Below are 24376 nucleotides of genomic sequence, written 5' to 3' on the forward strand. Positions count from 1 at the left end.
GCCAGGGGTCGGCTGGTCCGCTGGTTCCCCGTCCGTAAGGCGCCGTTGCATGCCCGCGACCTCCCGAACATCCGTACCTACCCTGATGGCTACGACGTCACCGCGCTGGGCACATTCCCTCGTGGATGCCCTGTGGTGCACGGCGATTCGTCCCCGGTGGCTTCGGGGCAGGCAGCTGCGGCCACCCTCACCAAGTGATCTGGCAACTCACGCAGGCATCTTGACGTCTTTTGCGGCGAGGAGAGCTGACAGCGCCTGAGGTACCAGGGCAAGACTCAGCACGCCCATGGCCAGCGGCCATGAACCGCTGATGTCATGCAAAGCGCCGATGGCCAAGGGGCCGGCTGCGGCGAGGCAGTAGCCGACGGCCTGCGCCATGCCCGATATCTGGCCGGTCTGGGCGGGACTCGAGCTGCGCAACACCATGAACAACAGCGCCAAACTGATCGACGCCCCCGGCCCGGCAGCCACACAGATCACCCAGAACGCGGTCCAGTGGTCGGTACCGATGAGTCCGGCGAATCCGACTGCACTCACCACGCACGCCGCCAGGGTGATCACACGCTGGCCGCGGAAATGCCCGGCGATGATGGGGACCACCAGCGACATGAGCAGCGCGACGGTCTGGGCCAGCGCCAACAAACCGCCGGCTGCGGATTTGGCCATGCCCCCATCGATCAGGTACTCGGGAAGCCACGCGGTGAACGTGTAGAAGATCAGCGACTGGGCACCCATGTAGATGGTGATCGCCCAGGCGATCTTGTTGCGCCACAGCGAAGGAAGCGCGGGTCGGGCGCCCATCCGGTGTTTGCGTGAGAGTTGCGGAATCCACAGGACGAGCCCGACGACGGTCAGCAGCGACCACGATGCCAAGGCGATGCGCCACTGGTCATCGACCGCCGAGTAGATGGGAACCGTTAGGCCCGCTGCCAGGGCCGCGCCGCCGGACAGTGTCATCGAGTAGAGACCGGTCATCAACCCCGATCGGTGCGCGAAGTCCCGTTTGATCAATGCCGGCAGCACCACGTTGCAGATGCCGATCGCAACGCCGGCCAACGCCGATCCGGCAAAGAGCGCCGGTACCGAGGGAACGAGACGGAGCAGTATTGCACTGAGCAACAGGAGCATTGCGCCGAACACCGTGCGTTCGATACCGAACCGGCGGACGAGCCGCGGCGCGATCGGCGACACCAGCCCGAAGAACAACACCGGAAGGGTGGTCAGCAGCCCGGCGGTGGCACTGCTGAAGCCCTCAGAGGCCTTGATGTCGTCGACCAAGGGAGCGACGGCCACCACGGCAGGCCGTAAGTTCGCTGCCACCACCATGATCGCGAGGCCGGCAAAGATTGCCGCGGTGCGGCCGGGCCGTCGCGGGGACGTCGACGGCGGACCCACGGCGACAGTGGTACTGCCCGAACTCGTGAGAGGACCAGTCATGAGAGGACCTCGATCGAGCGGTCGAGGTAGCAGGCGACAGCCGCCTCTGCCGCCACCGGGTCGCGATCTCGGATGGCTGCGACCACTTCGGCATGTCCGGTCGGATGGGGGTGTGACTGGGCGTCGGCCGCGATGACGGTCGCATGGGTGCGTGCCATCACCTCCGCGACTCCGGCGTAGAGCTCACCGAGAAGCCCGTTGCCCGAGGCCGTGATGATGGCGGTGTGAAAAGCGATGTCCGCGTTGATGTATCGATCGAGGTCGTCGGCGTCGAATGCCGCGCGCATCTCGGTCAGGAGTCGGTCGAGTTCCCGTACGTCATCGTCGTTCCTGGTGGACGCTGCCGAGCGAGCGGCTTCGCGCTCGAGGGCGCGTCGCACCTGGAGCAGCTCGAGGATCTCGGCGTTCTCCACGCACCGGCCGATGGCAGCGGCCATGAGATTACGGCTGCGCACGTATGTACCATCGCCGCGCCGGGGCTCCAGGAAGCCCGAATGTTCCAACGCGCGAACGGCTTCCCGAACTGTGTTGCGCCCGACGCCGAGCTGGGTCACCAACTCGGGCTCAGCCGGGATCCTGGCGCCGACTGCCCACTCACCCGACCGGATCAACTCCTGCATTTGCTCCACGACGAGTTCGCTCGTACGCCTCGGACGAGTGATCGACGCCGCCTCGACGGGTACCTGGGTCATCTCCGTTCGCATGAAAACAACCTAACATCCCATGTTTGGAGACGCGAGCGATCCATGGTCGGGAAGGGGCGGGCTATTCGCCTTCGACGTTGTTGTCCAGCGAGAACATCGACAGCGCTGTGAAAATCGTCAGCCGTCGCTCCGGTTCATTCATGAAAGGGCCGGTGATCTGCTCGATCCGGGCAATTCGGCTACGAAGCGTGTTGGGGTGGATGTACAGCTCCCGTGCGGATTCGGTGATGTTGCAGTCGGTGGACCGCAGCACTCGCAGGATTCGCCGTTGATCGAGACCGTCCGGGGTCGGACCGGCAACCGAGCCCAGTGTCTCGGCGACAAAACTGCGGCGGGCGTGTTCGGGCAGTTGGTACAGCAGGCCGAGCACACCCAGGTCGCGGTATCTGGTCACCCGGTTGATCGCGCCGACGCGTCTGCCGACCGCCACGGCACGGCCGGCCTGACGGAACGAACTCGGATAGCTGCGTGGATCGTCGACCTCGTCGCTGGCGCCGACCGCCAGCGGAACCTGCACCGAACGGTACAGCGCACGGGCCAGGGCATCGAAATCGACTGTCGCACGGATCATCACGACCACGGTGCCGGAATTGACGATGGTGATCGAGTCGGGATCGAATCGCAGGGCCACGGGGGTCATCGCCGTTCTGAGCTGCTGCAGCCCGTTCAAGTCCACCGAGATGCCGAACGGTTCGATGCCCAGACAGACGACGCGATGGCGCGGGAACAGCGACAACCGCCGGCTCTTGCGCAAGCTCATCTCGCGTTGCACGAGGTCGTCGCCCAGGATGTGTTTGAGGTTGCGGGCGATTTCCGCGGCGGCTTCGTCGGTGGCTGTGTCGGCGAGCCTGGCGTGCAGGCGAAAGACGGGCGCGAGCGTCGTCAGGATCAGGAGTTCGTCTGGCGTGAGGGCGTTGTCGCGGCGAACTTCCAGTACGGGTCCGCCCACCGACGCCGCAGACAATCGCACCGAGGTGACGTCGGGATCGGCCGGGCCCGCGACGTCGGAGAGGTGTAGGTCGGCGCCGAGGAACCGGCCCAGACGGTCGAGCAGCTTGTCGAGGTCGTCGGCTGCGCCAAGGATGTCGTCGGGAACGGACGCAGCGCGTGGCCCGGTCTCGGAACGGACCTCGCCCGACTGCTGCAGCTGCCGTTCGAACGACACGACGAGATCTGCATGCGGCACCAGTGCGCTGTTCCACAGCAGGCACACACCCGCCCGCTCGGCGCGAGCCACCAGCTGCCGGGGCGGATTGACCGGCCGAATGGGGCTGACGAGTACTGCCACAGGTTTCTTCACCAGCACCGGGTCCAGGATCGGCAACAGATCTGGAAGTGGGCCGCTGGGCCGGGTGGGCTTCCATTCCACCGTCACAACGGCCTGGTCGAGCGTGAGGTGGTCCCGTGTATCGGCCAGGTCGATCACCGACGTGATCGAGGTGTCGATTCCGGCGGGCGAGGTGGCCATCTGGACGCCGGTGAGCCCGGCGAGCCCAGCCGGTGTGGCTCTCCCGTTCGGCACGTCGATCCTCCTCTGGGAACCACACTGCAGGTTCGTCAGGCAGAGTAGTCGCGTGCTCGCCATCCCGCCGGTCGACTTGCTCGAAGCCTCCCGCGACCCCGAATCGAGGGCGCGCCAGATCGAGCTGCTCGACACCGCCTGCTCCCGCACCGGCTACGCCTTGCTCACCGGTCACCGCATCCCGACCTCGTTGCTCACCGAGCTGTACAGCGTGAGCAGGCAGTTCTTCCTCTTGTCCGACGAGGAAAAAGCAGCCGTGAGGCAGCCGGCGCCTGAGCAGGTTCGCGGCTGGACGGGACTCGGATCCGAGGGGATGGCCTACTCGCTCGACGAGGAATCGCACGGCGACCTCAAGGAGAAGATGGACATCGGCCCGGTGTCGGGCCCGACGGTGGGGCAGCCCGGCGCCGGCCCGATGGCGTATCCGAATCTATGGCCGCGATCCCCTGAGGGGTTCAGAGCGGTGTGGGAGGACTACTACCGCCATATGCAGCGGGTCGGCGCCGAATTGCTGTCGCTGGCGGCCGAGGGGTTCGGTCTGTCGTCGGATCATTTCGCGCCGATGTTCGACACCGAGATGAGCATGCTCCGCGGGCTGTACTTTCCGCCCCAACCCGAACCGCCCCTGGCCCACCAGGCACGCGCCGGCATCCACACGGACTACGGCGCGTTCACCGTGGTCTCCGCGGAGTCGTCGCCGGGAGGCCTTCAGGTACTCGACCCCGACGGCGAATGGCTGGAGGTCACCACCACCCCGGCCACGTTGGTGGTGCTCACCGGTGACCTGCTCGCGGAATGGACCGGTGATCATTGGCCGGCCACCTTGCACCGCACGGCCAATCCGCCGCGGTCGGTGGCCTTCGACAGCTCGCGCCTGAGTTTCGCCTTCTACCAACATCCAAATTTCGATGTGTCGGTTGCGGCCTTACCTCCTTTTGCGGCATCCGATCCGGCGGCCGTACCGGACCCACTGCGTGCCGGCGACCACCTGGCCGAGAAGTACGTACGGCAGACCACATTCGGCCGGCGCACCGCCGATTGACACCGATCGCGGTGTTACGTCTCGAGTGCGGCAGGAAACGTCCACGTAATCCACTGTTACGCATGTGTTTCCGATGTGGTGATGTGACAGGTGGCGGCGCGAACTATCGGTGATCAGTGCTCTTGTTGGTTGCTTGCATCGCAAACAGACTTGATGCAGACGACAAGTGAGGAGCCTGCAGATGTCTGTAGTACCGGTGATCGACATTTCCGCACTGCACGGAGACGACGACAACGCCAAGGCCGCGGTGGCGGCCGAACTCGACCATGCATGCCGCGAGATCGGGTTCTTCCAGATCACCAATCACGGAATCGACGCTCAGGTGATCGCCGACATGTACCGCACGTCCGACGAGTTCTTCTCGCTGCCCGAAGCCGAGAAGCGGCACGTCGCGCAGCCGAGTCCGGACACCGTGCGCGGTTACTCGTCCATCGGTGAGCAGGCGTTCTCCTACAGCGAGGACGTCCATCAGCCGCGTGATCTGCACGAGAAGTTCGACGTGGGCCCGGTCGACTTCGATCGCGACGACCCCTACTTCTCGGTGGATAACGCAGGTCCGCACTTCCTGCCCAACCAGTGGCCGCAGCGCCCGGCGGAGATGGAACAAGCCTGGAGCGCCTACTTCCGCGCGATGAACGACCTCTCCCGCAACCTGATGAGTGCCTTCGCCCGCGGACTCGGACTCGACCCCGACTACTTCGTCGACACCATCGACAAGGACATCAGCATGCTCCGCGCCATCAACTACCCGCACATGACCACACCGCCCCAGCCGGGTCAGATGCGCGCAGGAGCCCACACCGACTACGGCAGTCTGACCATCGTCCGGCAGGAAGAGGCGCCCGGTGGACTCGAGGTGTTCACCATGGACGGGGACTGGATCCCGGTGCCGGTCATCCCGGGTGCACTGGTGGTCAACATCGGAGACCTGATGGCGCAGTGGACCAACGACCAATGGACGTCCACCCGGCACCGTGTGCGCACGCCGCGGCCCGACGCGGCCGGCGACACCCGCCGGATGTCCCTGGTGTTCTTCCACCAGCCGAACTACGACGCGATGATCGAATGCCTGCCCACCTGCCTGGCTCCGGGGGAGGAGCCGAAATACCGGCCGATCAGTTCGGGTGACCACCTCACCGAAAAGTTTGCCAAGACGATCGCCCTCACGCCTCGCTGATGTCGGGCTCGAGCTTCGAGATCGAGCTGCGGCGCACCGGGCGGGTGGTGACGGTACCGGCCGACCGGTCCGCATTGGCAGCGGTCCGCGATGTGGTGCCCACCGCCGAGTTCAACTGTCTCCAAGGCGAGTGCGGTGCATGCGTGGCCACGGTGCTCGAAGGCACCCCTGACCACCGCGACACCGTTCTGTCCGAGCGGGCAAAAGCCGCAGGCAAGCGAATCATCCTCTGTGTCAGCCGATCCGCCTCGGATCGGCTGGTGCTCGACCTCTGAACGAAAGGCCCCGACCATGACGACAACCAGCCTGTCGTTTGCCAGCGTGTTCACTACGGACATCGAGAAGCTCAGCACCTTCTACCGCGAGCTGCTCGGACTCGACGAGGTACTCGAGTTGCGCTCGGAGCACTTTCGCGGACTTCGCATCGGCGGCACCATCCTGGGTTTCAGTGCCCCGACTGCCTATTCGATGCTCAATCTCGTTGCCCCGAAACATGATCAGGACGGGGTGAGCAGCTTTTTGACGTTCGAACTGCCCACCGATGCCGACGTCGACACCGTCACCGCGGCCGCAACGGCGGCCGGGGCAACCTGCGTGAAAGAACCCGGTCGGACGTACTACGGGGCCTGGCAGTCGGTGCTGCTCGACCCCGACGGCAACGCCTTTCGGCTCAACCACCTGACGCTCGAACAGCCTTCCTGACGTTCTCTCCACCCCGCCCCACCTCGACAGTGCCGTCGAATCATCAGATCCGCACGGGCGCAGGTCTTCTCTGCGCCGAAAGGAAGCCCGCATGTCCATATTCGACTGGCAACTCAAAACCGGTGACGCCGTCGTGGCGCCGCACGAACGCCTCAGCTGGCCGCGCACCGTCGGCATCGGGCTACAGCACGTGGTCGCGATGTTCGGCGCGACATTCCTCGTCCCGGTCCTCACCGGTTTCCCGCCGGCCACCACGCTGCTGTTCTCCGGTATCGGAACCATCCTCTTCCTCATCATCACGCGTAACCGGCTGCCCAGCTATCTGGGTTCGAGTTTCGCGATCATCGCCCCCACGATCGCGGCGGGCGCCTCCCACGGCCCGTCCGGCGCACTCGGGGGGATCGTTGTGGTCGGCGCCTTGCTGATGATCATCGGTGTGGTGGTCCACTTCGTGGGCATCGGCTGGATCGAAGCATTGATGCCCCCGGTGGTGACCGGCGCGATCGTGGCGCTGGTCGGCTTCAACCTCGCGCCCACGGCCAAGACCAACTTCGAAGAAGACGCCATCACCGCCTTCATCGTGCTTGTGCTGCTGCTGTTGTCGCTGGTGCTGTTCCGCGGCTTGCTCGGTCGACTCGCCATCTTCACCAGCGTGGTGATCGGCTACTTCATCGCCCTGGCCCGCGACAAGGTCGACACCGATCCCATCGGCCAGGCCGACTGGTTCGGTCTGCCCGACTTCACCGCACCCACCTTCCACCTGTCGGTACTGCCGATGTTCATCCCGGTGGTGCTCGTGCTGGTCGTCGAGAACATCGGGCACGTCAAATCCATCAACACCATGACCGGCATCAACAACGACCACCGGATCGGGCGGGCACTGGCGGCCGATGGCCTCGCAACCGTGCTGGCCGGTAGCGGCGGTGGTTCTGCCACCACCACATACGCCGAGAACATCGGGGTCATGGCCGCGACCAAGGTGTATTCCACCGCCGCCTACTGGGTGGCAGGTGGCGCGGCGATCCTGCTCGGCCTCTCGCCAAAGGTGGGTGCGGTCATCGCGTCCATCCCGCCGGGCGTTCTCGGCGGCGTGACCACCGCGCTGTACGGCCTCGTCGGTATTCTCGGCGTCCACATCTGGGTCACCAACAAGGTGGACTTCTCCAAGCCCATCAACCAGTTCACCGCGGCAATCGCTCTTGTCATCGGCATCGCCGACTTCTCGTGGAAGATCGGCGATCTGAGTTTCGGTGGCATCGCTTTGGGCGCCATTTCCGCGGTGGTGATCTACCATGTGATGCGTCTGATCGGACAGTGGCGCGGCACCGTGGTGGTGGACGAACGAGTGCCTGCCACAACCGGGCCGACCGATCCCGAACGTCCGCACAGCGCGGAGAAGCAGGAGATCTGATGGCGATCACACTCATCCGCGGCGGCACGGTGGTGTCCTCGACCGGCAGACAACTCATCGACGTGTTGATCGACGGCGAGACGATCGTCGCGCTCGTCGAACCGGGCGCCACTGCGCTGGGCGCCGATCTCTCCGCCACCGCCGACACCGTCCTCGACGCCACCGGCAAGTACGTCATCCCCGGCGGTGTGGACGCGCACACCCATATGCAGATGCCATTCGGTGGCACCACCGCGTCGGATACCTTCGAAACGGGTACCCGTGCAGCGGCTTTCGGCGGTACCACCACCATTGTCGACTTCGCCATCCAGACACCCGGGGAGCGATTGCAGGACACCCTCGGCGCGTGGCATGACAAAGCGGCGGGCAACTGCGCGATCGACTACGGGTTCCATCAGATCATCGGCGATGTCAACGACGAATCCCTCTCGGCCATGAGCGAACTGGTGGCCGAAGGGGTCACCAGCTTCAAGTTGTTCATGGCCTACCCGGGCGTCTACTACTCCGATGACGGCCAGATCCTGCGGGCGATGCAGAAGTCCGCCGACACCGGCGCGCTGATGATGATGCACGCCGAGAACGGCATCGCCATCGACGAATTGGTGGCCCAGCACCTCAAGCGTGGAGAGACCTCCCCGTACTTCCACGGTGTCTCACGGCCGTGGCAGCTCGAGGAAGAGGCCACGCACCGGGCCATCATGCTCGCCGATGTCACCGGAGCTCCTCTCTACGTGGTGCACGTGTCCGCCCGGCAGGCCCTCGAGCAGATCGCGACCGCACGTGGCAAGGGCGCCAACGTGTTCGCCGAGACATGCCCGCAATACCTGTACCTCTCGCTGGAGGAACAACTCGGCGCCGCTGGCTTCGAGGGTGCGAAGTGGGTGTGTTCGACGCCGCTGCGCTCACGTGCCGAGGGTCATCAGGACGAGCTGTGGAAGTTCATCCGGACCGGCGATGTGTCCGGTGTCGCCACCGACCACTGCCCGTTCTGCATGGTGGACCAGAAGGAGCTCGGAATCTCCGACTTCTCCAAGATCCCCAACGGGATCGGCGGTGTCGAACACCGGCTCGACCTCATGTACCAGGGTGTGGTCGACGGACGCATCAGCCTGGAGCGCTGGGTGGAGGTGTGTGCCACCACGCCGGCCCGCATGTTCGGGATGTACCCCCGCAAGGGAGTGATCTCCCCGGGAGCCGATGCCGACGTGGTGATTTATGACCCGGCAGGTCACACGAGCATCGGGCTGGGCAAAACGCACCACATGAACATGGACTACTCGGCCTGGGAGGGTTTCGAGATCGACGGCGCCGTGCAGACGGTGCTCTCCCGGGGCAAGGTCATCGTCGATGGTGGCAGTTACCTCGGGGCCAGCTCAGACGGGCGGTTCGTGCGCCGCGAGCTGTCACAGAACCTGCTCTGAGAAGGCCGCTCGCCGGCAATTTTCCGACAGCGGTCCCGGTAACGGTCAACCACCGCACTCTCAACGATTGGAGACACCGCATGGATTTCGGTGTTGTCATGCAATGCAATCCGCCGGCATCGCGGGTGGTCGAACTGGCCGTCTCGGCCGAAAACCGTGGTTTCAGCCACGTGTGGACCTTCGACTCCCACGTGTTGTGGCAGGAGCCGAACGTGATCTACAGCCAGATCCTCGCGGCCACCCGCAATGTGACCGTCGGTCCGATGGTCACCAATCCGCTCACGCGTGACGCAACGGTGACCGCCTCGACGTTCGCCACGCTCAACTCGATGTTCGGAAATCGCACGGTGTGCGGTATCGGCCGGGGCGACTCGGCCGTGCGTGTGCTGTCGGGCAAGCCATCCACACTGGCGACTTTGCGCGAAAGCATCGATGTCATCAAAGAACTCGGCAACGGGCGTAGTGCCACGATCAACGGCACGTCCGTGCGCTTCCCCTGGGCGGGCAAATCGCGTCTCGACGTCTACGGCGCCGGGTACGGACCGAAGGCGCTCGAGATGATCGGTCAGGTCGCCGACGGGTTCATCCTGCAACTCGCCGATCCCGCCATCGTCCGATGGACGGTGGAACGCGTGAAGCAAGCAGCCGAGGCGGCGGGGCGTGATCCCGCGGCGGTATCGATCGTGGTCGCCGCCCCGGCCTACGTCGGAGACGATCTGGACCACCAACGCGATCAATGCCGCTGGTTCGGCGGAATGGTGGGCAACCACGTCGCAGACCTCGTCGACAAATACGGCGGTGACGGCGCGCAGGTACCTTCGGCCCTCACCGACTACATCAAGAACCGGCAGGGTTACGACTACAACGAACACGGCCGAGTGGGCAACAGCCACACCGCATTTGTGCCCGACGAGATCATCGATCGGTTCTGCATCCTCGGTCCACCGGAGCGTCATGTCGAGCGACTGGAGGAACTGCACGCCCTCGGTGTCGACCAGTTCGCCGTCTACCTTCAGCACGACGGTAAGGACTCCACCCTCGACGCGTACGGCGAGACGATCATTCCCGCCCTCGCGCCCACAGTCGCTGCGCGATCATGACCGGCGCGGAACAGAAAGGACCGTCATGACCCCCTCCGAATCGCACGCCTCCGGGTCCGTTCGGGTCGAATCGAAGTCGGCGTCCGACACCGCGTTCCTCGATGACTTCGCCACCATGTCGACCTTCGGCGCCACCACGGCGGGCGGTGTCGAACGACAGGCCGCGACAGCCGCCGATGCCGACAACCGGCGCTGGCTGAGCCGGTGGCTCACCGATCGCGGGTTCACCGTTCTCTACGACCGCGTCGGCAACATGTTCGGCCTCTACGAACTCGTACCGGGGGCGCCCTACGTGCTCGCGGGTTCGCATCTGGACAGTCAGCCACGCGGCGGACGCTTCGACGGTGCGTACGGTGTGCTGGCTGCCGCCCACGCGATGGACAGGCTGCGCCGTCATTACACCGACCACCCGGAGCACGCCCGCCACAACCTGGCAGTGATCAACTGGTTCAACGAGGAAGGCTCTCGCTTCAAGCCGTCGATGCAGGGCAGTGGCGTCTTCACCGGGAAGATCGCCCTGCAGGCTGCCCTCGACACCACCGACGCCGACGGGACCACCGTGGCGCAGGCGTTGGGCGCGTGGGACATGCTCGGCGACAACGACGTCTTCACCGTCGGTGACCACCACACCGCCGGCGGCCGCGCTGTCGCGTCGTACGCCGAGATCCACATCGAGCAGGGCCGCGAGCTGGACAAGGCCGGTGTGCTGATGGGTGTGGTGCCCTCCACCTGGGGAGCCAACAAATACGAGATCTCGGTGCTGGGCGCTCAATCCCATACCGGGGCCACCGCCATCGCCGACCGTCAGGACGCCCTGTACGGGGCAGCCAAAGTTGTTGTGGCACTGCGTGAACTTGCTGATGAGTACGGTGATGACCTGCACACGTCCTGTGGTCAGCTGACCGTGTACCCCAACTCGCCGGTGGTGGTCGCCCGCGAGGTGGACATGCATCTCGACCTGCGTTCGCCGTCCGATGAGTTGCTCGAGGAGGCCGACGCCAAGTTGACCCGGGCGTTCGCCGAGATCGAGGTGGCCGCCGACGTCAAGATCGAGCGACGTTTCGCACACACCTGGAAAGGCCATACCTATCAGCCAGAAGGCGTGGCTTTGGCCGAAGAGGTGATCGATGCCCTGGGGCACAGCCACATGCAGGTGCGCACCCGTGCAGGCCACGACTCGACCAACATGAAGGACGTGGTTCCCACCGTGATGTTGTTCATCCCGAGCGTCGACGGGGTATCCCACGCCGAGAACGAATACACGCACGACGGCGATCTCACCGCGGGGGTCGACGTGCTGACCGAGACCGTGGCGCGGATGGTGGAAGGCAAACTGTGACCGATACGTTCGAGAACACACCGTTCGGGGGCCAGGACGCATTCGACGAGGCTCGCGAGGCCGGCCGCCGTGCCCACGAACTCGACCGCGCCCACGTCTTCCACTCGTGGTCGGCGCAGGCTCAGATCTCACCGATGACGATCCTCGCGGCGTCGGGTTCACACATCTGGGACGGCGACGGCAACCGGCTGTTGGACTTCTCGTCGCAGATGGTGAACACCAATGTGGGACACCAGCATCCGAGAGTGGTCGAGGCCATCGCCGAACAGGCGCGCACGCTGTGCACCATCGCACCCCAGCATGTCAACGTGGCACGGTCCGAAGCTGCACGCCTGATCGCCGAACGCACCCCCGGTGACCTCGACCGCATCTTCTTCACCAACGGCGGCGCGGATGCCGTCGAACATGCGGTGCGGATGGCGCGGCTGCACACCGGACGGCGCAAGGTGCTGACCCGCTTCCGGTCCTATCACGGCGGCACCGACACAGCGATCAACATGACCGGCGACCCACGACGCTGGCCGAACGACTACGGCGCCGCGGGGGTGGTCCACTTCTTCGGCCCGTTCTTGTACCGCACGCAGTTCCACTCGGTCGACGAGCAGCAGGAGTGTGAGCGCGCACTCGAACATCTCGAGGCCGTCATCTCCATGGAGGGTCCTGCGACCATCGCCGCGATCGTCCTCGAACCGGTGCCCGGAACCGCGGGGATCATGGTCCCACCGCCGGGGTACTTGGCCGGTGTCCGTGAACTCTGCGACCGGTTCGGCATCGTCATGATCGCGGACGAGGTGATGGCGGGGTTCGGGCGGACGGGGGAGTGGTTCTCCATCAACCACTCCGGAGTGGTACCCGACCTCATCACGTTCGCCAAAGGCGTGAACTCGGGGTACGTGCCGCTCGGCGGTGTCGCGATCAGCGGTGCGATCGCCGAGACGTTCGCCGACCGTGCGTACCCGGGCGGGTTGACCTATTCCGGACACCCGTTGGCGACAGCCGCAGCGGTCGCGACCATCAACGCCATGACCGAGGAAGGCATCGTCGAGAATGCAGCGGCCATCGGACGCGACGTCCTCGGGCCCGGGCTCGCCGAGCTGGCGGCACGACATCGCAGCGTCGGCGAGGTGCGTGGGATCGGCGTTTTCTGGGCGGTGGAGCTGGTCAAGGACCAGGGCACCCGAGAACCGTTGGCGCCGTACGGTTCCACCAGCGCAGCCATGAACGACGTCATAGGCGCGTGCAAGAAGGGTGGGCTGTTGCCGTTTGCCAACTTCAACCGCCTGCACATGGTGCCCCCGTGCACGGTGAGCCCGGCCGAGGTCGCCGAAGGCCTGGAGATCCTCGACGCCGCACTCACCGTCGCCGACGCGTTGGTCGGCTGACGGCGAGCGGTCGGTCAAAATCGGCTGGTGTGCCGTCCGGCGTCGTTACCCGGTCCGCTTACTCCTCGACAGCGGCGGTGAGTGCATCGATGTCGTTCTCGGACAACTCGATTCCGGCCGCGGCCATGTTGTCTTCCAGGTGGTCGACGCTGGACGTCCCCGGAATGGGCAGTATCACAGGCGATTTCGCGAGCAACCAGGCGAGCGCGAGCTGAGAGGGGCTGGCTTGCTTCTGTTCGGCGATGGCGGCGAGCTTGCTGCCAGGGCCGGCGAGTTCGCCGGTGGCGAGCGGGAACCAGGGGATGAAGCCGATGTTCTCGGCGGTGCAGTGGTCGAGGAGCGGTTGCGCGCTGCGGTTGGTGAGGTTGTACAGGTTCTGCACGCTGGCGATCTCGACGATCTTCTGTGCCTCGATCAACTGGTCGACGTTGATCTCGGAGAGGCCGATCTGATTGATCTTGCCCTCCTCCTGCAGCAGCTTCAGTTCGCCGATCTGGTCGGCGAGATCGACCTTCGGATCGATGCGGTGCAGCTGGAACAGAGGGATCCGCTCGATGTCGAGGATGCGCAGACTCATCTCGGCCTGCTGGCGTAGGTATTCGGGCCTGCCGACCGGCCGCCAGTCACCCGGGCCGCTGCGCGTCAGGCCCGCCTTGGTCGCGATGACGAGGTCATCGGTATAGGGGTGGAGGGCTTCCTTGATCAGCGGTTCCGCGATCGCCGGGCCGTAGGAGTCGGCGGTGTCGATGAGGTTGACCCCGAGATCCACGGCTCGACGCAACACCTTCACGGCTTCCTCGGGGTTCGCGGGCGGTCCCCACACGCCGGGCCCGGTCAACTGCATCGTTCCGTAGCCGAGTCTGTTGACATTCAAGGATCCGCCGATGGCGAATTGTCCGGATTGCTGTGCGGCTGTGGTGTTGCTGGTCATATAGGCACTCCCGATTGGAGATCGAAGACTGGATTGGACGGGTCATTTCACGGTAGACCCGATCGGCGCGGGGCGCTTCTGGGGTTCATGGCGTCCGAGGTGTCGCGGGCTAACCTGGTGTTCTGACGTCCGAACGAACACCGTGAAGGGATCCGAGTGCCGAAGCTCAGTGCCGGGATCATGCTGTACCGCAGTCGTGATGGACGCACCGAGGTGCTGATCGCGCACCCTGGTGGTCCGTTCTGGGCCCGCAAAGACGAAGCGGCGTGGTCCATCCCGAAAGGGGAGTACACCGAGGAGGAAGAGCCCCTGGACGCCGCTCGTCGGGAGTTCCGCGAAGAGCTCGGTCTGGACGTACCCGGCGGTGAGGTCGCAGAACTCGGGGTGATCAAACAGTCGGGTGGAAAGATCGTCACCGCGTTCGCGATCGGGGCCGACCTCGACATCACCGGCGCGGTGAGCAACGAGTTCGAGATGGAATGGCCGCCGCGGTCGGGGACGATGAAGTCGTTTCCCGAAGTCGACCGGGTTGCCTGGTTCGACGTGGAGACGGCGCGCGTGAAATTGCTCAAGGGGCAACGCCCGTTCCTCGATCGGCTGCTCGATCTGCTCTGAGAATGCGAAATGCGGCGGGATCAGTCCGGCATGGCGCGCGACACCTTGCGCAGCAGCTGAACAAGAGTGGCGCGCTCTTTCGCGGTGAGTCCGGCGAGCACTGCGGTGTCTCGGGCCAGTCGCCTCGGGAACTGGGCGTGGACCAATTCGCGGCCGGTGTCGGTCAGCTCCAGCAACACCACCCGGCCGTCACGGTCGGATTTCCTGCGCGCCAGTAGACCGAGCTCGGCGAGGCGCTCGGTGAGTTTGGTGATGGATGCGCCGCTGAGCTTTGTCGTCGACACCACCTCGCTGGCACGCAACGGGCGGTCGGCGCGGGCCAGTGCGCCCAGGATGTCGAACTCCGACCGGGTGATGGCATGGGCGTCCAGATCGCGGTCGAGTTGGTGGGCGAGGACCGACGAGATCCGGTTGATCCGTCCGATCACTTCCACGGGTTCGGTGTCGAGATCGGGATATGTCCTGGCCCATTCCTGCCGAACCCGCTCGACGACGTCCGACGGCTCATTCTCTTCGACCACCGGCACAGCTTATCGACCCAGGATATTTAGTTCACTAGTAAAATAGTGATAAATTACTTATGTGCCTCTCACCGTCCCCGTCATCGACCGGGTCCATCGGAGCAGGTCGGCGCTGCTTCACTCGCTCGATCCGCAGACCTGGCGGTCCGCCGTCGTCACCGTCGAGACCGGCAACACTGCGATTGCTTCGGCAGTCCGGGTGGGACTGGCGGTGGCCTTGGTGCTGGTTGTCGGTGGGCTCACGGGCCACCGAGACGTCGCGGGATTCGCCGCGTTGGGTGCGCTCACCTCGGCCTTCTGTCGCCCCGACCCTTTTCGGGTTCGTCTGCCCCGACTGGTGGTGACGGGGGTGATGGTCACCGGGTACGTCGCATTAGGTGCGGTGCTGGGGGCAGCGGGGGTATCTCTCGCCGGAGAGGTGGTGACCATCGCACTCGCCGCAGGTTTCGCCGCGCTGGTACTGGGAGCGTTACGGGTGGTCGGCCCCGGCCCGGTCGTGATGGTCTTCGCTGCGGCAGGCGCCGCAGATTTTGCCGACAGCGCCGACGACGTCTGGAAAGCGTCGACCGCCGCGGTGATCGGCGCGGTGGTGGGCGTGGTCGCCTCGCTTGCGCCGTGGCTTGTGATGTGGGTTCGGCGTGAACGTCCCCAGCCCCACCCGTCACCCGCTCGCGCCTCCCTGGTCCAGGAGTTGAAACGGATCGGGGACACGGAGCTGCTGTCGCGGTCACTCCGGATCGTCGTGGCAGGCGGTGTCGCGGCCGGAATGGTCGCGGCGGTCGGTCTGCAGCATCCGATGTGGGCGGCCATGGGTGCCGTTGCCACGCTGCAGGGCGTCAACTATCACCTGACCGTCACCAGGGGAGTCCAGCGACTGCTCGGGAACGTCGGGGGCGCTGCGATCGCCGCTGGATTGCTGGCACTGCCGATCGGCTACTGGGGCGCAGTTGTTCTCATCGCCGTTCTGCAAGTGCTCGCCGAGACACTGGTCACGGTCAATTACGTACTGTGTTCGCTACTGGTCACGCCGATGGCGCTGATGCTGACCGCTCTCGGCGCCGGACTTGCGCCCGAGGTCGCCGTCGACCGGGTGCTGGACACTGCGGTCGGAGTGGTGATCGCGGTTGTGCTGGCTGCGTTCACCATCGCCCACCACGACGCCACCGTCTGATCAGCGTCAGCTCAGATCAACGCCCGATTCCCTCGGTCAGGAGGTGGGCGAGTTCGAGGTACGCCTGAGAATCGTCAAGCCCGACAGCAGCTTTCATGCCCCGCTGCTGGATTCGAACCATCGCCGAGGTGGCGACATCGGCGACGAAGTCGGCGTGCACATCACGTACGTCCCCGGTGGCAACCCCTTCGTTGATGAGTTCGCGGACTCGGCCCGCGGCGGCACGCGTGTTCTGCTCGTACAGTTCTCGAGCCGGCGCGAAGGCGGCGAGATCTTCCATGAATGTCTCACTGGCGCGGCTGAGCGCCGCTCCCACGGCGGTGAGATACGCGGTCAACCTCGCCTTGGTGCCGGTGATGCCGACCAGTGCTTGTTCCACCTCGGCCGTGGCCGACCGGAAGAAGTCCACGGTGACCGCTCGCACCAGATCGTCCTTGCTGCCCGCGAGTGTGTAGAGGGTGGATTTGGAGCAGCGCAGTTGCGCGGCGATCTGGTCCAGCGTGAGATGCGCGAAACCGTCGGCGAGGAACAGTGCCGCCAGTTCGTCGAACAACTCGGCCCGGCGAGCGGTGGCGTGGGTCGGCGCAGCGGGAGTGGCCATGCGTCGATAGTACTGGCGAAGTGAATCTAGTACTGTCAGCAGTACTAGAGCGCGGCTTCCAGTACTGTCGCGCCCGTCCGACCAAGGAGACACCCATGCCCGTGGACCGGCTGCTGCCCACCGACGAAGCCCGCGACCTGGTGCAATTGGCAGGCGATGTCGCCGACAAGACCCTCAAGCCGATCGCCGATGAGTACGAGAAGGCCGAGAAGTACCCGGCTGAGGCATTCACGGTGCTGGGGCAGGCCGGGCTGCTGAGCCTTCCGTACCCCGAGGAGTGGGGTGGTGGTGGCCAGCCGTACGAGGTCTACCTGCAGGTGCTCGAGGAGATCGCCGCCAGATGGGCGGCAGTTGCCGTTGCGGTGAGCGTGCACTCGCTGGCCTGTCATCCCCTGATGGCGTTCGGAACCGACGAGCAGAAGAAACGATGGCTGCCGGGAATGCTCAGCGGCGATCAGATCGGGGCGTACAGCCTGTCGGAGCCGCAGGCCGGATCAGATGCGGCAGCGCTCAACTGCAAGGCGGTGGTCGCTGACGGGGGCTACCGGGTCACCGGCGCGAAGGCGTGGATCACACACGGTGGGATCGCCGACTTCTACAACCTCTTCGCGCGTACCGGCGAGGGGTCCAAAGGAATCTCGTGCTTCCTCGTCCCGGACGGCACCGACGGACTGACCTTCGGCAAACCCGAAGAGAAGATGGGCCTCTCGGCCGTTCCGACCACCTCGGCACACTACGATTCCGCCTTCATCCCGGAGGAACGGCGCATCGGCGCGGAGGGCCAGGGGCTGCAGATCGCCTTCAGTGCACTCGATTCCGGACGGTTGGGTATCGCTGCGGTGGCGGTCGGAATCGCCCAGGCGGCGCTTGATGAGGCGGTGGCGTACGCGAAAGAACGAAAGACATTCGGCAAGAAGATCATCGACCACCAAGGGCTCGGGTTCCTCCTTGCGGACATGGCTGCAGCGGTCGACTCGGCCCGGGCGACATACCTTGATGCAGCGAGGCGCCGCGACGCCGGGTTGCCTTACTCGCGCAACGCGTCGGTGGCCAAGCTGGTCGCCACCGATGCGGCGATGAAGGTGACCACCGATGCCGTTCAGGTGTTCGGCGGCTACGGCTATACCAAGGACTTCCGGGTCGAACGGTTGATGCGCGAGGCCAAGATCACGCAGATCTTCGAGGGCACCAACCAGATTCAGCGGCTGGTGATCAGTCGGTCGCTGGCAGGTTGATCCGCCGGGTTCAGGGAAGTCCGACCATGTCGCGCCGGTAGATCAGCGCCGCTGCCCCGGCGAGCGGCGCGTCTTCCGGCAGCCCGGCGTCCAGGATCTTGACCCTCGAGATGTATTGCAGTGGATGGCGATTGACCACAGATTGGATCAGCGGCAGCAGATCGGGAGTCACTCGCGAGAATCCGCCGCCGATGGCCACGGTATCGAGCTCGACCAGCGCCGCGGCACTGCAGATCGCCTGGCCCACAGCCTCTGATACCCGGAGCACCGCGCTGTAGGCGATGTCGTCGCCGTCGCGGTATGACGCGGCAAGGTCTTCTCCCGACTCGCCGGTCCACCCCTGAGCGCGGGCCCACGCCACCGCATGGGGTCCGGATGCCACCGACTCGAGGGTTGTCCGGCTGCCGATGCTGACCTCGCCCGTGAACCCTGACACCTGAATCTGTCCGATGTGGCCGCTGTTGCCGGCGAGCACACGACCGTCGACGATGAAACCCCCACCGATACCGGTGGAGAGCACCATGCCCATCAGATTGCGGGCACCGATCGCGTTGCCGAGCCACTGCGCAGCCAGCACGATCGCCACGCCGTCGCGATGCAGGTGAACGGGGATGTCGCGCAGCGGATCCGGCAAGCGGTCGCCGATCAGTTGTCGAAGTGGATGACGACGCCATCGGGGCAGGTTGATGGGGGAGACGGTTCCGTTGTCCTCGTCGACGGGCCCTGCGGCGGCAATGCCCACGCCGACCACCCGTGTACCGGCCGGAATCTGCGCGAGTGCAGTGTCGACGACGCGCACAACGCTTTCTTCGAGTTCGGAGCTGGTGGCATCGGGCCCGGTGGGTGCGCGATTGCGTCCCGCCTCGAACACCTGCCCGGAGGAATCGACCCACGCGGCTTCGACCTTGGTTCCACCGAAGTCGACGGCGAGGACAACATCATTGGACACCCGTCCCAGCCTAGTGTGCGGGTCACCCGCACGGTCCAGTTGCGCAAAGACGCGCCACCGAGGTGGGGGTGGCGCGTCATGCGTTGATGGTCGACAACCGAGTTCAGAGCCGTTCGATGATCGTTGCGTTGGCGAGCCCACCGGCCTCACACATCGTCTGCAGTCCGTAGCGGCCGCCGGTCTGCTCGAGTGCGTTGACCAGGGTGGTCATGATGCGTGCTCCGCTGGCCCCGAGGGGATGGCCGAGTGCGATCGCGCCGCCGTTGACGTTGGTCTTGCCGAGATCGGCCCCCGTGTCCTTGGCCCAGGCCAGCACCACAGGTGCGAAGGCTTCGTTGACCTCGAACAGATCGATGTCCGAGATCTGCAGACCCGCTCTCTCGAGGACCTTCTGCGTCGCTGGTATGACACCCGTGAGCATGTAGATCGGGTCGGAGCCCACCACGGAGAAGCTGTGCAATCGGGCCAGCGGCTTGAGGCCCAGTTCCTTGGCCTTGGCGCTGCTCATGATCAGTACCGCGGCGCTGCCATCGGAGAGTGGGCTCGAGTTCGCCGCGGTGATCCGCCAGTCGATCTGCGGGAACCGTTCTTTCATGGCCGGGTTGTAGAACGCGGCCTTGAGTCCGGCCAGTTGCTCGACGGTGCCGCCGGGGCGGATCATCTCGTCGGTCGACACGCCCGCGAGGGGAGCGATCTCTCGCTCGAATCGGCCGGCCTTGGTGGCCTCGGCGGCCTTCTCGTGGCTGGCGATCGAGAACTCGTCGAGCTCGGTGCGCGAGAAACCCCAGTCCGCCGCGATCAGTTCTGCGCTGTACCCCTGGGGGATGAACCCTTCTGGGTAGCGGCGCAAGAGCGCTTCACCGAATGGGTTTGCCCCGTCTCGGACATCGGACAACATCGGTACGCGGCTCATCGACTCCACGCCCGCGGCGACCACGATGTCCTGCACACCAGACATCACGGCCTGTGCTGCGAACGAGATGGCCTGCTGGCTCGACCCGCATTGGCGGTTCACCGTGGTGGCCGGAACGGTCTCGGGGAAGCCCGCGGCGAGCACCGCATTGCGGCTGATGTTCTGGCCCTGCTCGTCGGCCTGTGTGACGTTTCCGGTGATCACGTCGTCGATCAGGGCCGGATCGATGCCGGTCTGTTCCACCAGGGACGTGAGGCTGTGGGCCAACATGTCCACCGGATGCACGCCGTGGAGCGCACCGTTTGATTTGCCCTTACCGATCGGGGTCCTGACTGCCCCGACGATGACAGCGTCGACGATCGAACTCATTGCGGCCTCCTGTTGTCTGACTATGGTCTATATAAGTCAGGTATACCCCTGGATATTCCGGGTTGTAAACCCTCCGACGGTGCCCCTGTTCCAGCCGGTCGAGGGGAGTGGGGCGGGGAGAGGCAAGGTCAGTCCCGGTCAACCACCCAACCTGGCCGGTAGTGTGTGCTTCCGTGGTGCGTCTTCCCAATCTCATGACCGGTCCAAGGCTTCTGACCAGTGCGGCAACAGCTGGCGTAGCGCTCACCGCGGCCGGCGTCGGCGCCGGGTCCGAGGTGTTCCGAGCGATGGGTGCACCCAAAGACCTTGTGCTATCCCACATCAACCATTCGCCGCATCAAACCGGCGGCAACTTCGGAAATGTGGAGCCGCCGACACCCGTGCAAGGGGATCGGGCAGCCGCGCTGGCAATGCTCCGTCGCGGCGACATCGGCAAGCCGCGGCGACCGCTGGAGTTCGATGTGACGCCGTTGCCTGATGTCGCAGCCGAGCTGGCGGCGACCTGGATGGGGCACGCGTCGGTGCTCGTGGAACTGGACGGATACCGCATCCTCACCGACCCCGTCTGGAGCAAACGGTGCTCACCGTCGAGTCTGGTGGGACCGGCGCGTATGCACCCGGTACCCCACGCGCTGGCGGATCTGCCCGCGCTGGATGTGGTGCTCATCAGTCATGACCACTACGACCATCTCGATACGGCCACTGTTCGCAAACTCGCGGCCACCCATCCCGAGGCCGCGTTTGTCGCTCCCATCGGCGTCGGGGCGCACCTCGAGTACTGGGGCATCAGCCCCGAACGTATTCACGAGGCTGACTGGGGTGACTCGATCACGATCGGCGAGCTGACCTTCAATTGCACTCCCGCACGCCACTTCTCGGGACGCGGGCTGCAGCGCAACACCACCCAGTGGGCCAGTTGGGCGGTCGCCGGACCTCGACACAACTTCTTCTTCTCCGGCGACACCGGAATCACCGACGCATTCGAGCAAGTCGGCACCGACCAAGGTCCGTTCGGGCTGTCCCTGATCGCGATCGGCGCCTACGACCGGCTGTGGCCCGACATCCACCTCAATCCGGAAGAGGCGGTGAGAGTGCACCGAATGCTCAATCGCGCCAATCTGTCCGAGTCGTTGCTGCTGCCGATTCATTGGGGCACCTTCAATCTGGCTCTGCATGAATGGGCCGACCCGGTCCAACGTCTGCTGCCCGCCGCTCAGAGCGAACACATCCCCGTGATCACGCCGATGCCCGGTGCGCGTTTCGACGTACCGTCGCGGTCCGGCCACGGATTCGACACCCAGTCCTGGTGGGAAGGCGCAGCGTGACCACGCTCGGCGAAACACACGTGACCACAGGCCTGACTGCCGCGCAGGTGGCCGAACGCGTCGCCGCCGGCCAGGTCAACGTCCTGCCGGACCGCTCCGGCCGCAGTGTCCTCGACATCGTTCGCGCCAATGTCCTCACCCGTATCAACGCCATCTTGGGTGTGCTGTTCATCATCGTGATGACCACCGGCTCGATCATCAACGGCGCCTTCGGTTTACTGATCATCGCCAACAGCGGCATCGGCATCATCCAGGAGATCCGGGCCAAGCGAACACTCGATGCGCTTGCGATCGTCGGGCAGACCCGGCCCATGGTGCGCCGGGATGGGGTGGCCGCCGAGATCGCGCCGAGCGAGGTGGTGCTCGGCGACATCATCGAATTGGGGCCCGGAGACCAGATCGTCGTCGACGGAGAGACCGTGGAGGCGGGAGCACTCGACGTCGACGAATCGTTGCTGACCGGTGAGGCCGACGCCGTCTTCAAGTCGGTGGGTGATCCGATCCTGTCCGGCAGCTTCGTGGTGTCGGGTTCGGGTGCCTATCGGGCGACCAAGGTCGGTCGCGACGCGTACGCGGCGCAGCTCGCCGAGGAGGCCAGCAAGTTCACCCTCGTCAACTCCGAACTCCGCAACGGGATCGACAAGATCCTCCGGATCATCACCTGGCTTCTGATCCCCGCTGGGCTGCTGACAATCGTCAACCAGCTGTTCATCAGTGAAAACGGCATCAAGGCAGCCCTTTTGGGTATGGTCGCCGCGCTGGTGCCGATGGTTCCCGAGGGCCTGGTGCTGATGACGTCGATCGCCTTCGCCGTCGGGGTGGTGCGGCTGGGTCGTCGACAGTGTCTGGTGAACGAGTTGCCGGCCATCGAGGGACTCGCCCGGGTCAACGTGGTGTGCGCGGACAAGACCGGCACGCTCACCGAGAACGGCATGCGGCTGGCGCAACTGGTTCCGCTCGGCGACGATCGCGCCCAGCTCGAAGAGGCCCTGGCCGCCCTCGCGGCGCACGACCCACGCCCCAACGCCAGTGTGCAGGCGATGGCCGAGGCCTACCCCGTCGCCCCGGAGTGGTCGGCGACCCACATCGCGCCGTTCACGTCGGCGAAGAAGTGGAGTGGGATCTCGTTCCAGGACACCACGACCGCCCAGGGCCAGGGCAACTGGTTGCTCGGCGCCCCCGACATGTTGCTCGATCCGGCGAGCGAGACCGCGGCGCGCGCAACGGAACTGGGCTCGGAAGGATTGCGGGTTCTGCTACTCGCCTCCACCGATCAGCCGGTCGACACTCCGACCGACGACGGCCTGTCAGCTCCGGGACACGTTGTGCCGCGGGCACTCATCGCACTGGAGCAACGCGTTCGTCCCGACGCCCGCGAGACATTGGACTACTTCGCATCCCAGCACGTTGCGGTGAAGGTGATCTCTGGCGACAACGCCGTGTCGGTGGGCGCGGTGGCGGGTTCGCTGGGCCTGGGAACCGTTGACGACGCCGTCGATGCGCGGAGTCTGCCGACCGACCAAGACGAGCTCGCCGACGTCCTCGACGGCCACACCACCTTCGGTCGCGTACGACCCGACCAGAAACGCGCGATGGTGGGTGCGTTGCAGGGCCGTGGCAATACCGTCGCGATGACCGGCGACGGCGTCAACGACGTCTTGGCCCTCAAAGACGCCGACATCGGTGTGGCGATGGGGTCGGGTAGTTCGGCCAGCCGCTCGGTGGCCCAGATCGTCTTGCTCGACAACAAGTTCGCCACGCTGCCCTACGTGGTCGGCGAGGGCAGGCGGGTCATCGGCAACATCGAACGCGTCTCCAACCTGTTCCTGACCAAGACCGTGTACGCGGTGCTGCTGGCGTTGATGATCGGCATCGCAGGGGTGGCCGGGGAACTGTTCGGCTTCACGCCCATCTCCTACCCGTTCCAGCCCATCCACGTCACGATCTCCGCATGGTTCACCATCGGTGTGCCGGCGTTTGTCCTCTCGCTGGCACCCAACAACGAACGCGCTCGCGGTGGTTTTGTCGGCAGGGTGCTGCGGTTGGCCATTCCCTCCGGCATCGTGATCGCCGTGTGCACGTTCGTGGCGTACGCACTGGTCTATCCCGGCGGAGAGGGTGTTGCGCTCGGCAGCAAGGACTCGGTCGAGATGACCCCGGAGCAGACGCAGGCGGCCACGACGGCCCTGATCACCCTCATCGCGATCGCGTTGTGGGTGCTCGCGGTGATCGCGCGACCGTACAACTGGTGGAAGGTTGTGCTGCTGGTCGGCTCGGCACTGGCCTACGTGCTGATCTTCTCGCTGCCGTTCACGCAAGAGCTGTTCAAACTCGACCCGACTGACTGGAGCAAAACCGGAATTGCAGTCATTGCATCGGCGATCGGTATCGTTGCTGTGGAAGTGCTGTGGCGACTGAACCCGACAATTGCGGCGTGGTTTAGTAAAGTTAAATCGAATCCGCAAGAGCAAAGATCGCCGGCGTGAGAGCATCGGCGATCCGGAGATAG

22 protein-coding genes and 1 pseudogene are annotated in these 24376 nt (G+C 65.2%); 15 read left to right on the forward strand and 8 right to left on the reverse strand.

Translation table 11 applies throughout. The features are described from left to right. Nucleotides 1–198, forward strand: a pseudogene (locus tag WIMU1_RS26450) (oxygenase MpaB family protein); the annotation flags it as partial. Between the two features lie 9 nt (nt 199–207). Here WIMU1_RS26450 and WIMU1_RS21745 read toward each other — a convergent pair. The 3 genes from WIMU1_RS21745 to WIMU1_RS21755 all read right to left on the reverse strand — a co-directional run bounded on the left by WIMU1_RS21745 (nt 208) and on the right by WIMU1_RS21755 (nt 3663). Beyond that, a complete protein-coding gene (locus WIMU1_RS21745) occupies nt 208–1437 on the reverse strand; it encodes a CynX/NimT family MFS transporter (protein ID WP_084248475.1) in 1230 nt (409 codons plus the stop codon). Further along, on the reverse strand, nt 1434–2141 hold the full coding sequence (locus WIMU1_RS21750; protein ID WP_245969093.1) for a FadR/GntR family transcriptional regulator: 708 nt from the start codon (nt 2139–2141) through the stop codon (nt 1434–1436). Before WIMU1_RS21750 ends, WIMU1_RS21745 begins: the two co-directional genes overlap by 4 nt. Before the next feature lie 61 nt (nt 2142–2202). Continuing rightward, on the reverse strand, nt 2203–3663 hold the full coding sequence (locus WIMU1_RS21755) for a PucR family transcriptional regulator (protein ID WP_245969092.1): 1461 nt from the start codon (nt 3661–3663) through the stop codon (nt 2203–2205). Nucleotides 3664–3715: 52 nt separating this feature from the next. Between WIMU1_RS21755 and WIMU1_RS21760 the strand changes: the two genes are divergently transcribed. The 9 genes from WIMU1_RS21760 (at nt 3716) to WIMU1_RS21800 (ending at nt 13237) form a co-directional block, all read left to right on the forward strand. Beyond that, complete coding sequence (locus WIMU1_RS21760) at nt 3716–4705, forward strand: isopenicillin N synthase family dioxygenase (protein ID WP_062800618.1); 990 nt, start codon at nt 3716–3718, stop codon at nt 4703–4705. Between the two features lie 181 nt (nt 4706–4886). Further along, a complete protein-coding gene (locus tag WIMU1_RS21765; protein WP_062800342.1) occupies nt 4887–5882 on the forward strand; it encodes an isopenicillin N synthase family dioxygenase in 996 nt (331 codons plus the stop codon). Further along, nucleotides 5882–6157, forward strand: coding sequence for a 2Fe-2S iron-sulfur cluster-binding protein (locus tag WIMU1_RS21770; RefSeq protein ID WP_062800343.1), 276 nt, complete (start codon nt 5882–5884; stop codon nt 6155–6157). Before WIMU1_RS21765 ends, WIMU1_RS21770 begins: the two co-directional genes overlap by 1 nt. Nucleotides 6158–6173: 16 nt before the next feature. Then, complete coding sequence (locus tag WIMU1_RS21775; RefSeq protein ID WP_062800345.1) at nt 6174–6584, forward strand: VOC family protein; 411 nt, start codon at nt 6174–6176, stop codon at nt 6582–6584. A 91-nt stretch (nt 6585–6675) separates the two neighbouring features. After that, the gene (locus WIMU1_RS21780) at nt 6676–7995 is read left to right on the forward strand and encodes a uracil-xanthine permease family protein (protein ID WP_062800347.1); all 1320 of its coding nucleotides are present in this window, start codon (nt 6676–6678) and stop codon (nt 7993–7995) included. Then, nucleotides 7995–9416: a dihydropyrimidinase gene (gene hydA / locus WIMU1_RS21785; RefSeq protein ID WP_062800349.1), complete on the forward strand. Its 1422-nt coding sequence runs from the start codon at nt 7995–7997 to the stop codon at nt 9414–9416. Before WIMU1_RS21780 ends, hydA begins: the two co-directional genes overlap by 1 nt. Before the next feature lie 80 nt (nt 9417–9496). Beyond that, nucleotides 9497–10516 (forward strand): TIGR03842 family LLM class F420-dependent oxidoreductase, encoded by a 1020-nt coding sequence (locus WIMU1_RS21790; RefSeq protein ID WP_062800350.1) that lies wholly within the window; start codon nt 9497–9499, stop codon nt 10514–10516. 25 nt (nt 10517–10541) lie between these two features. Then, a complete protein-coding gene (locus tag WIMU1_RS21795) occupies nt 10542–11855 on the forward strand; it encodes a M20 family metallo-hydrolase (protein WP_062800352.1) in 1314 nt (437 codons plus the stop codon). Further along, the gene (locus tag WIMU1_RS21800; RefSeq protein WP_062800353.1) at nt 11852–13237 is read left to right on the forward strand and encodes an aspartate aminotransferase family protein; all 1386 of its coding nucleotides are present in this window, start codon (nt 11852–11854) and stop codon (nt 13235–13237) included. Before WIMU1_RS21795 ends, WIMU1_RS21800 begins: the two co-directional genes overlap by 4 nt. A 58-nt stretch (nt 13238–13295) precedes the next feature. Here WIMU1_RS21800 and WIMU1_RS21805 read toward each other — a convergent pair whose 3' ends face one another. Then, nucleotides 13296–14168, reverse strand: a complete 873-nt coding sequence (locus WIMU1_RS21805) for an aldo/keto reductase (RefSeq protein WP_062800355.1) — start codon at nt 14166–14168, stop codon at nt 13296–13298. A 156-nt stretch (nt 14169–14324) separates the two neighbouring features. Between WIMU1_RS21805 and WIMU1_RS21810 the strand changes: the two genes are divergently transcribed. Further along, on the forward strand, nt 14325–14783 hold the full coding sequence (locus tag WIMU1_RS21810) for an NUDIX hydrolase (RefSeq protein ID WP_062800356.1): 459 nt from the start codon (nt 14325–14327) through the stop codon (nt 14781–14783). A 20-nt stretch (nt 14784–14803) separates the two neighbouring features. Here WIMU1_RS21810 and WIMU1_RS21815 read toward each other — a convergent pair whose 3' ends face one another. Further along, nucleotides 14804–15304: a MarR family winged helix-turn-helix transcriptional regulator gene (locus WIMU1_RS21815; protein WP_243404398.1), complete on the reverse strand. Its 501-nt coding sequence runs from the start codon at nt 15302–15304 to the stop codon at nt 14804–14806. Nucleotides 15305–15365: 61 nt separating this feature from the next. Here WIMU1_RS21815 and WIMU1_RS21820 point away from each other — a divergent pair, with 61 nt between their 5' ends. Beyond that, nucleotides 15366–16475, forward strand: a complete 1110-nt coding sequence (locus tag WIMU1_RS21820) for an FUSC family protein (RefSeq protein WP_245969091.1) — start codon at nt 15366–15368, stop codon at nt 16473–16475. 16 nt (nt 16476–16491) lie between these two features. Here the strand turns inward: WIMU1_RS21820 and WIMU1_RS21825 are convergent, their stop codons facing one another. Continuing rightward, complete coding sequence (locus WIMU1_RS21825) at nt 16492–17076, reverse strand: TetR/AcrR family transcriptional regulator (RefSeq protein WP_062800360.1); 585 nt, start codon at nt 17074–17076, stop codon at nt 16492–16494. A gap of 95 nt (nt 17077–17171) precedes the next feature. Between WIMU1_RS21825 and WIMU1_RS21830 the strand changes: the two genes are divergently transcribed. Next, complete coding sequence (locus WIMU1_RS21830; protein ID WP_062800362.1) at nt 17172–18311, forward strand: acyl-CoA dehydrogenase family protein; 1140 nt, start codon at nt 17172–17174, stop codon at nt 18309–18311. Between the two features lie 10 nt (nt 18312–18321). On the opposite strand, the gene WIMU1_RS21835 is transcribed toward WIMU1_RS21830, so the two are convergent. Together WIMU1_RS21835 and WIMU1_RS21840 are read right to left on the reverse strand one after the other, a co-directional pair. Next, nucleotides 18322–19260, reverse strand: coding sequence for an ROK family protein (locus tag WIMU1_RS21835; protein WP_062800363.1), 939 nt, complete (start codon nt 19258–19260; stop codon nt 18322–18324). A gap of 103 nt (nt 19261–19363) precedes the next feature. Continuing rightward, nucleotides 19364–20542: a thiolase family protein gene (locus tag WIMU1_RS21840; RefSeq protein ID WP_062800365.1), complete on the reverse strand. Its 1179-nt coding sequence runs from the start codon at nt 20540–20542 to the stop codon at nt 19364–19366. A 194-nt stretch (nt 20543–20736) separates the two neighbouring features. Between WIMU1_RS21840 and WIMU1_RS21845 the strand changes: the two genes are divergently transcribed. Further along, entirely contained in the window at nt 20737–21867 is a 1131-nt protein-coding gene (locus WIMU1_RS21845; protein WP_062800622.1) for an MBL fold metallo-hydrolase, read from the forward strand. Further along, nucleotides 21864–24353: an HAD-IC family P-type ATPase gene (locus WIMU1_RS21850; protein WP_062800367.1), complete on the forward strand. Its 2490-nt coding sequence runs from the start codon at nt 21864–21866 to the stop codon at nt 24351–24353. Before WIMU1_RS21845 ends, WIMU1_RS21850 begins: the two co-directional genes overlap by 4 nt. Nucleotides 24354–24376: the final 23 nt, after the last annotated feature.

This window comes from Williamsia muralis NBRC 105860 (assembly GCF_001598915.1).
GTDB lineage: Bacteria > Actinomycetota > Actinomycetes > Mycobacteriales > Mycobacteriaceae > Williamsia > Williamsia muralis.

Bases quoted from the DNA above. Each gene is read 5' to 3' on its own strand.
- WIMU1_RS21845 (WP_062800622.1), top strand. From the start codon at position 20,737: ATGACCGGTCCAAGGCTTCTGACCAGTGCGGCAACAGCTGGCGTAGCG.
- WIMU1_RS21750 (WP_245969093.1), bottom strand. From the start codon at position 2,141: ATGCGAACGGAGATGACCCAGGTACCCGTCGAGGCGGCGTCGATCACT.
- WIMU1_RS21830 (WP_062800362.1), top strand. From the start codon at position 17,172: ATGCCCGTGGACCGGCTGCTGCCCACCGACGAAGCCCGCGACCTGGTG.
- hydA (WP_062800349.1), top strand. From the start codon at position 7,995: ATGGCGATCACACTCATCCGCGGCGGCACGGTGGTGTCCTCGACCGGC.
- WIMU1_RS21795 (WP_062800352.1), top strand. From the start codon at position 10,542: ATGACCCCCTCCGAATCGCACGCCTCCGGGTCCGTTCGGGTCGAATCG.
- WIMU1_RS21780 (WP_062800347.1), top strand. From the start codon at position 6,676: ATGTCCATATTCGACTGGCAACTCAAAACCGGTGACGCCGTCGTGGCG.
- WIMU1_RS21805 (WP_062800355.1), bottom strand. From the start codon at position 14,168: ATGACCAGCAACACCACAGCCGCACAGCAATCCGGACAATTCGCCATC.
- WIMU1_RS21775 (WP_062800345.1), top strand. From the start codon at position 6,174: ATGACGACAACCAGCCTGTCGTTTGCCAGCGTGTTCACTACGGACATC.
- WIMU1_RS21745 (WP_084248475.1), bottom strand. From the start codon at position 1,437: ATGACTGGTCCTCTCACGAGTTCGGGCAGTACCACTGTCGCCGTGGGT.
- WIMU1_RS21790 (WP_062800350.1), top strand. From the start codon at position 9,497: ATGGATTTCGGTGTTGTCATGCAATGCAATCCGCCGGCATCGCGGGTG.
- WIMU1_RS21840 (WP_062800365.1), bottom strand. From the start codon at position 20,542: ATGAGTTCGATCGTCGACGCTGTCATCGTCGGGGCAGTCAGGACCCCG.
- WIMU1_RS21825 (WP_062800360.1), bottom strand. From the start codon at position 17,076: ATGGCCACTCCCGCTGCGCCGACCCACGCCACCGCTCGCCGGGCCGAG.
- WIMU1_RS21765 (WP_062800342.1), top strand. From the start codon at position 4,887: ATGTCTGTAGTACCGGTGATCGACATTTCCGCACTGCACGGAGACGAC.
- WIMU1_RS21770 (WP_062800343.1), top strand. From the start codon at position 5,882: ATGTCGGGCTCGAGCTTCGAGATCGAGCTGCGGCGCACCGGGCGGGTG.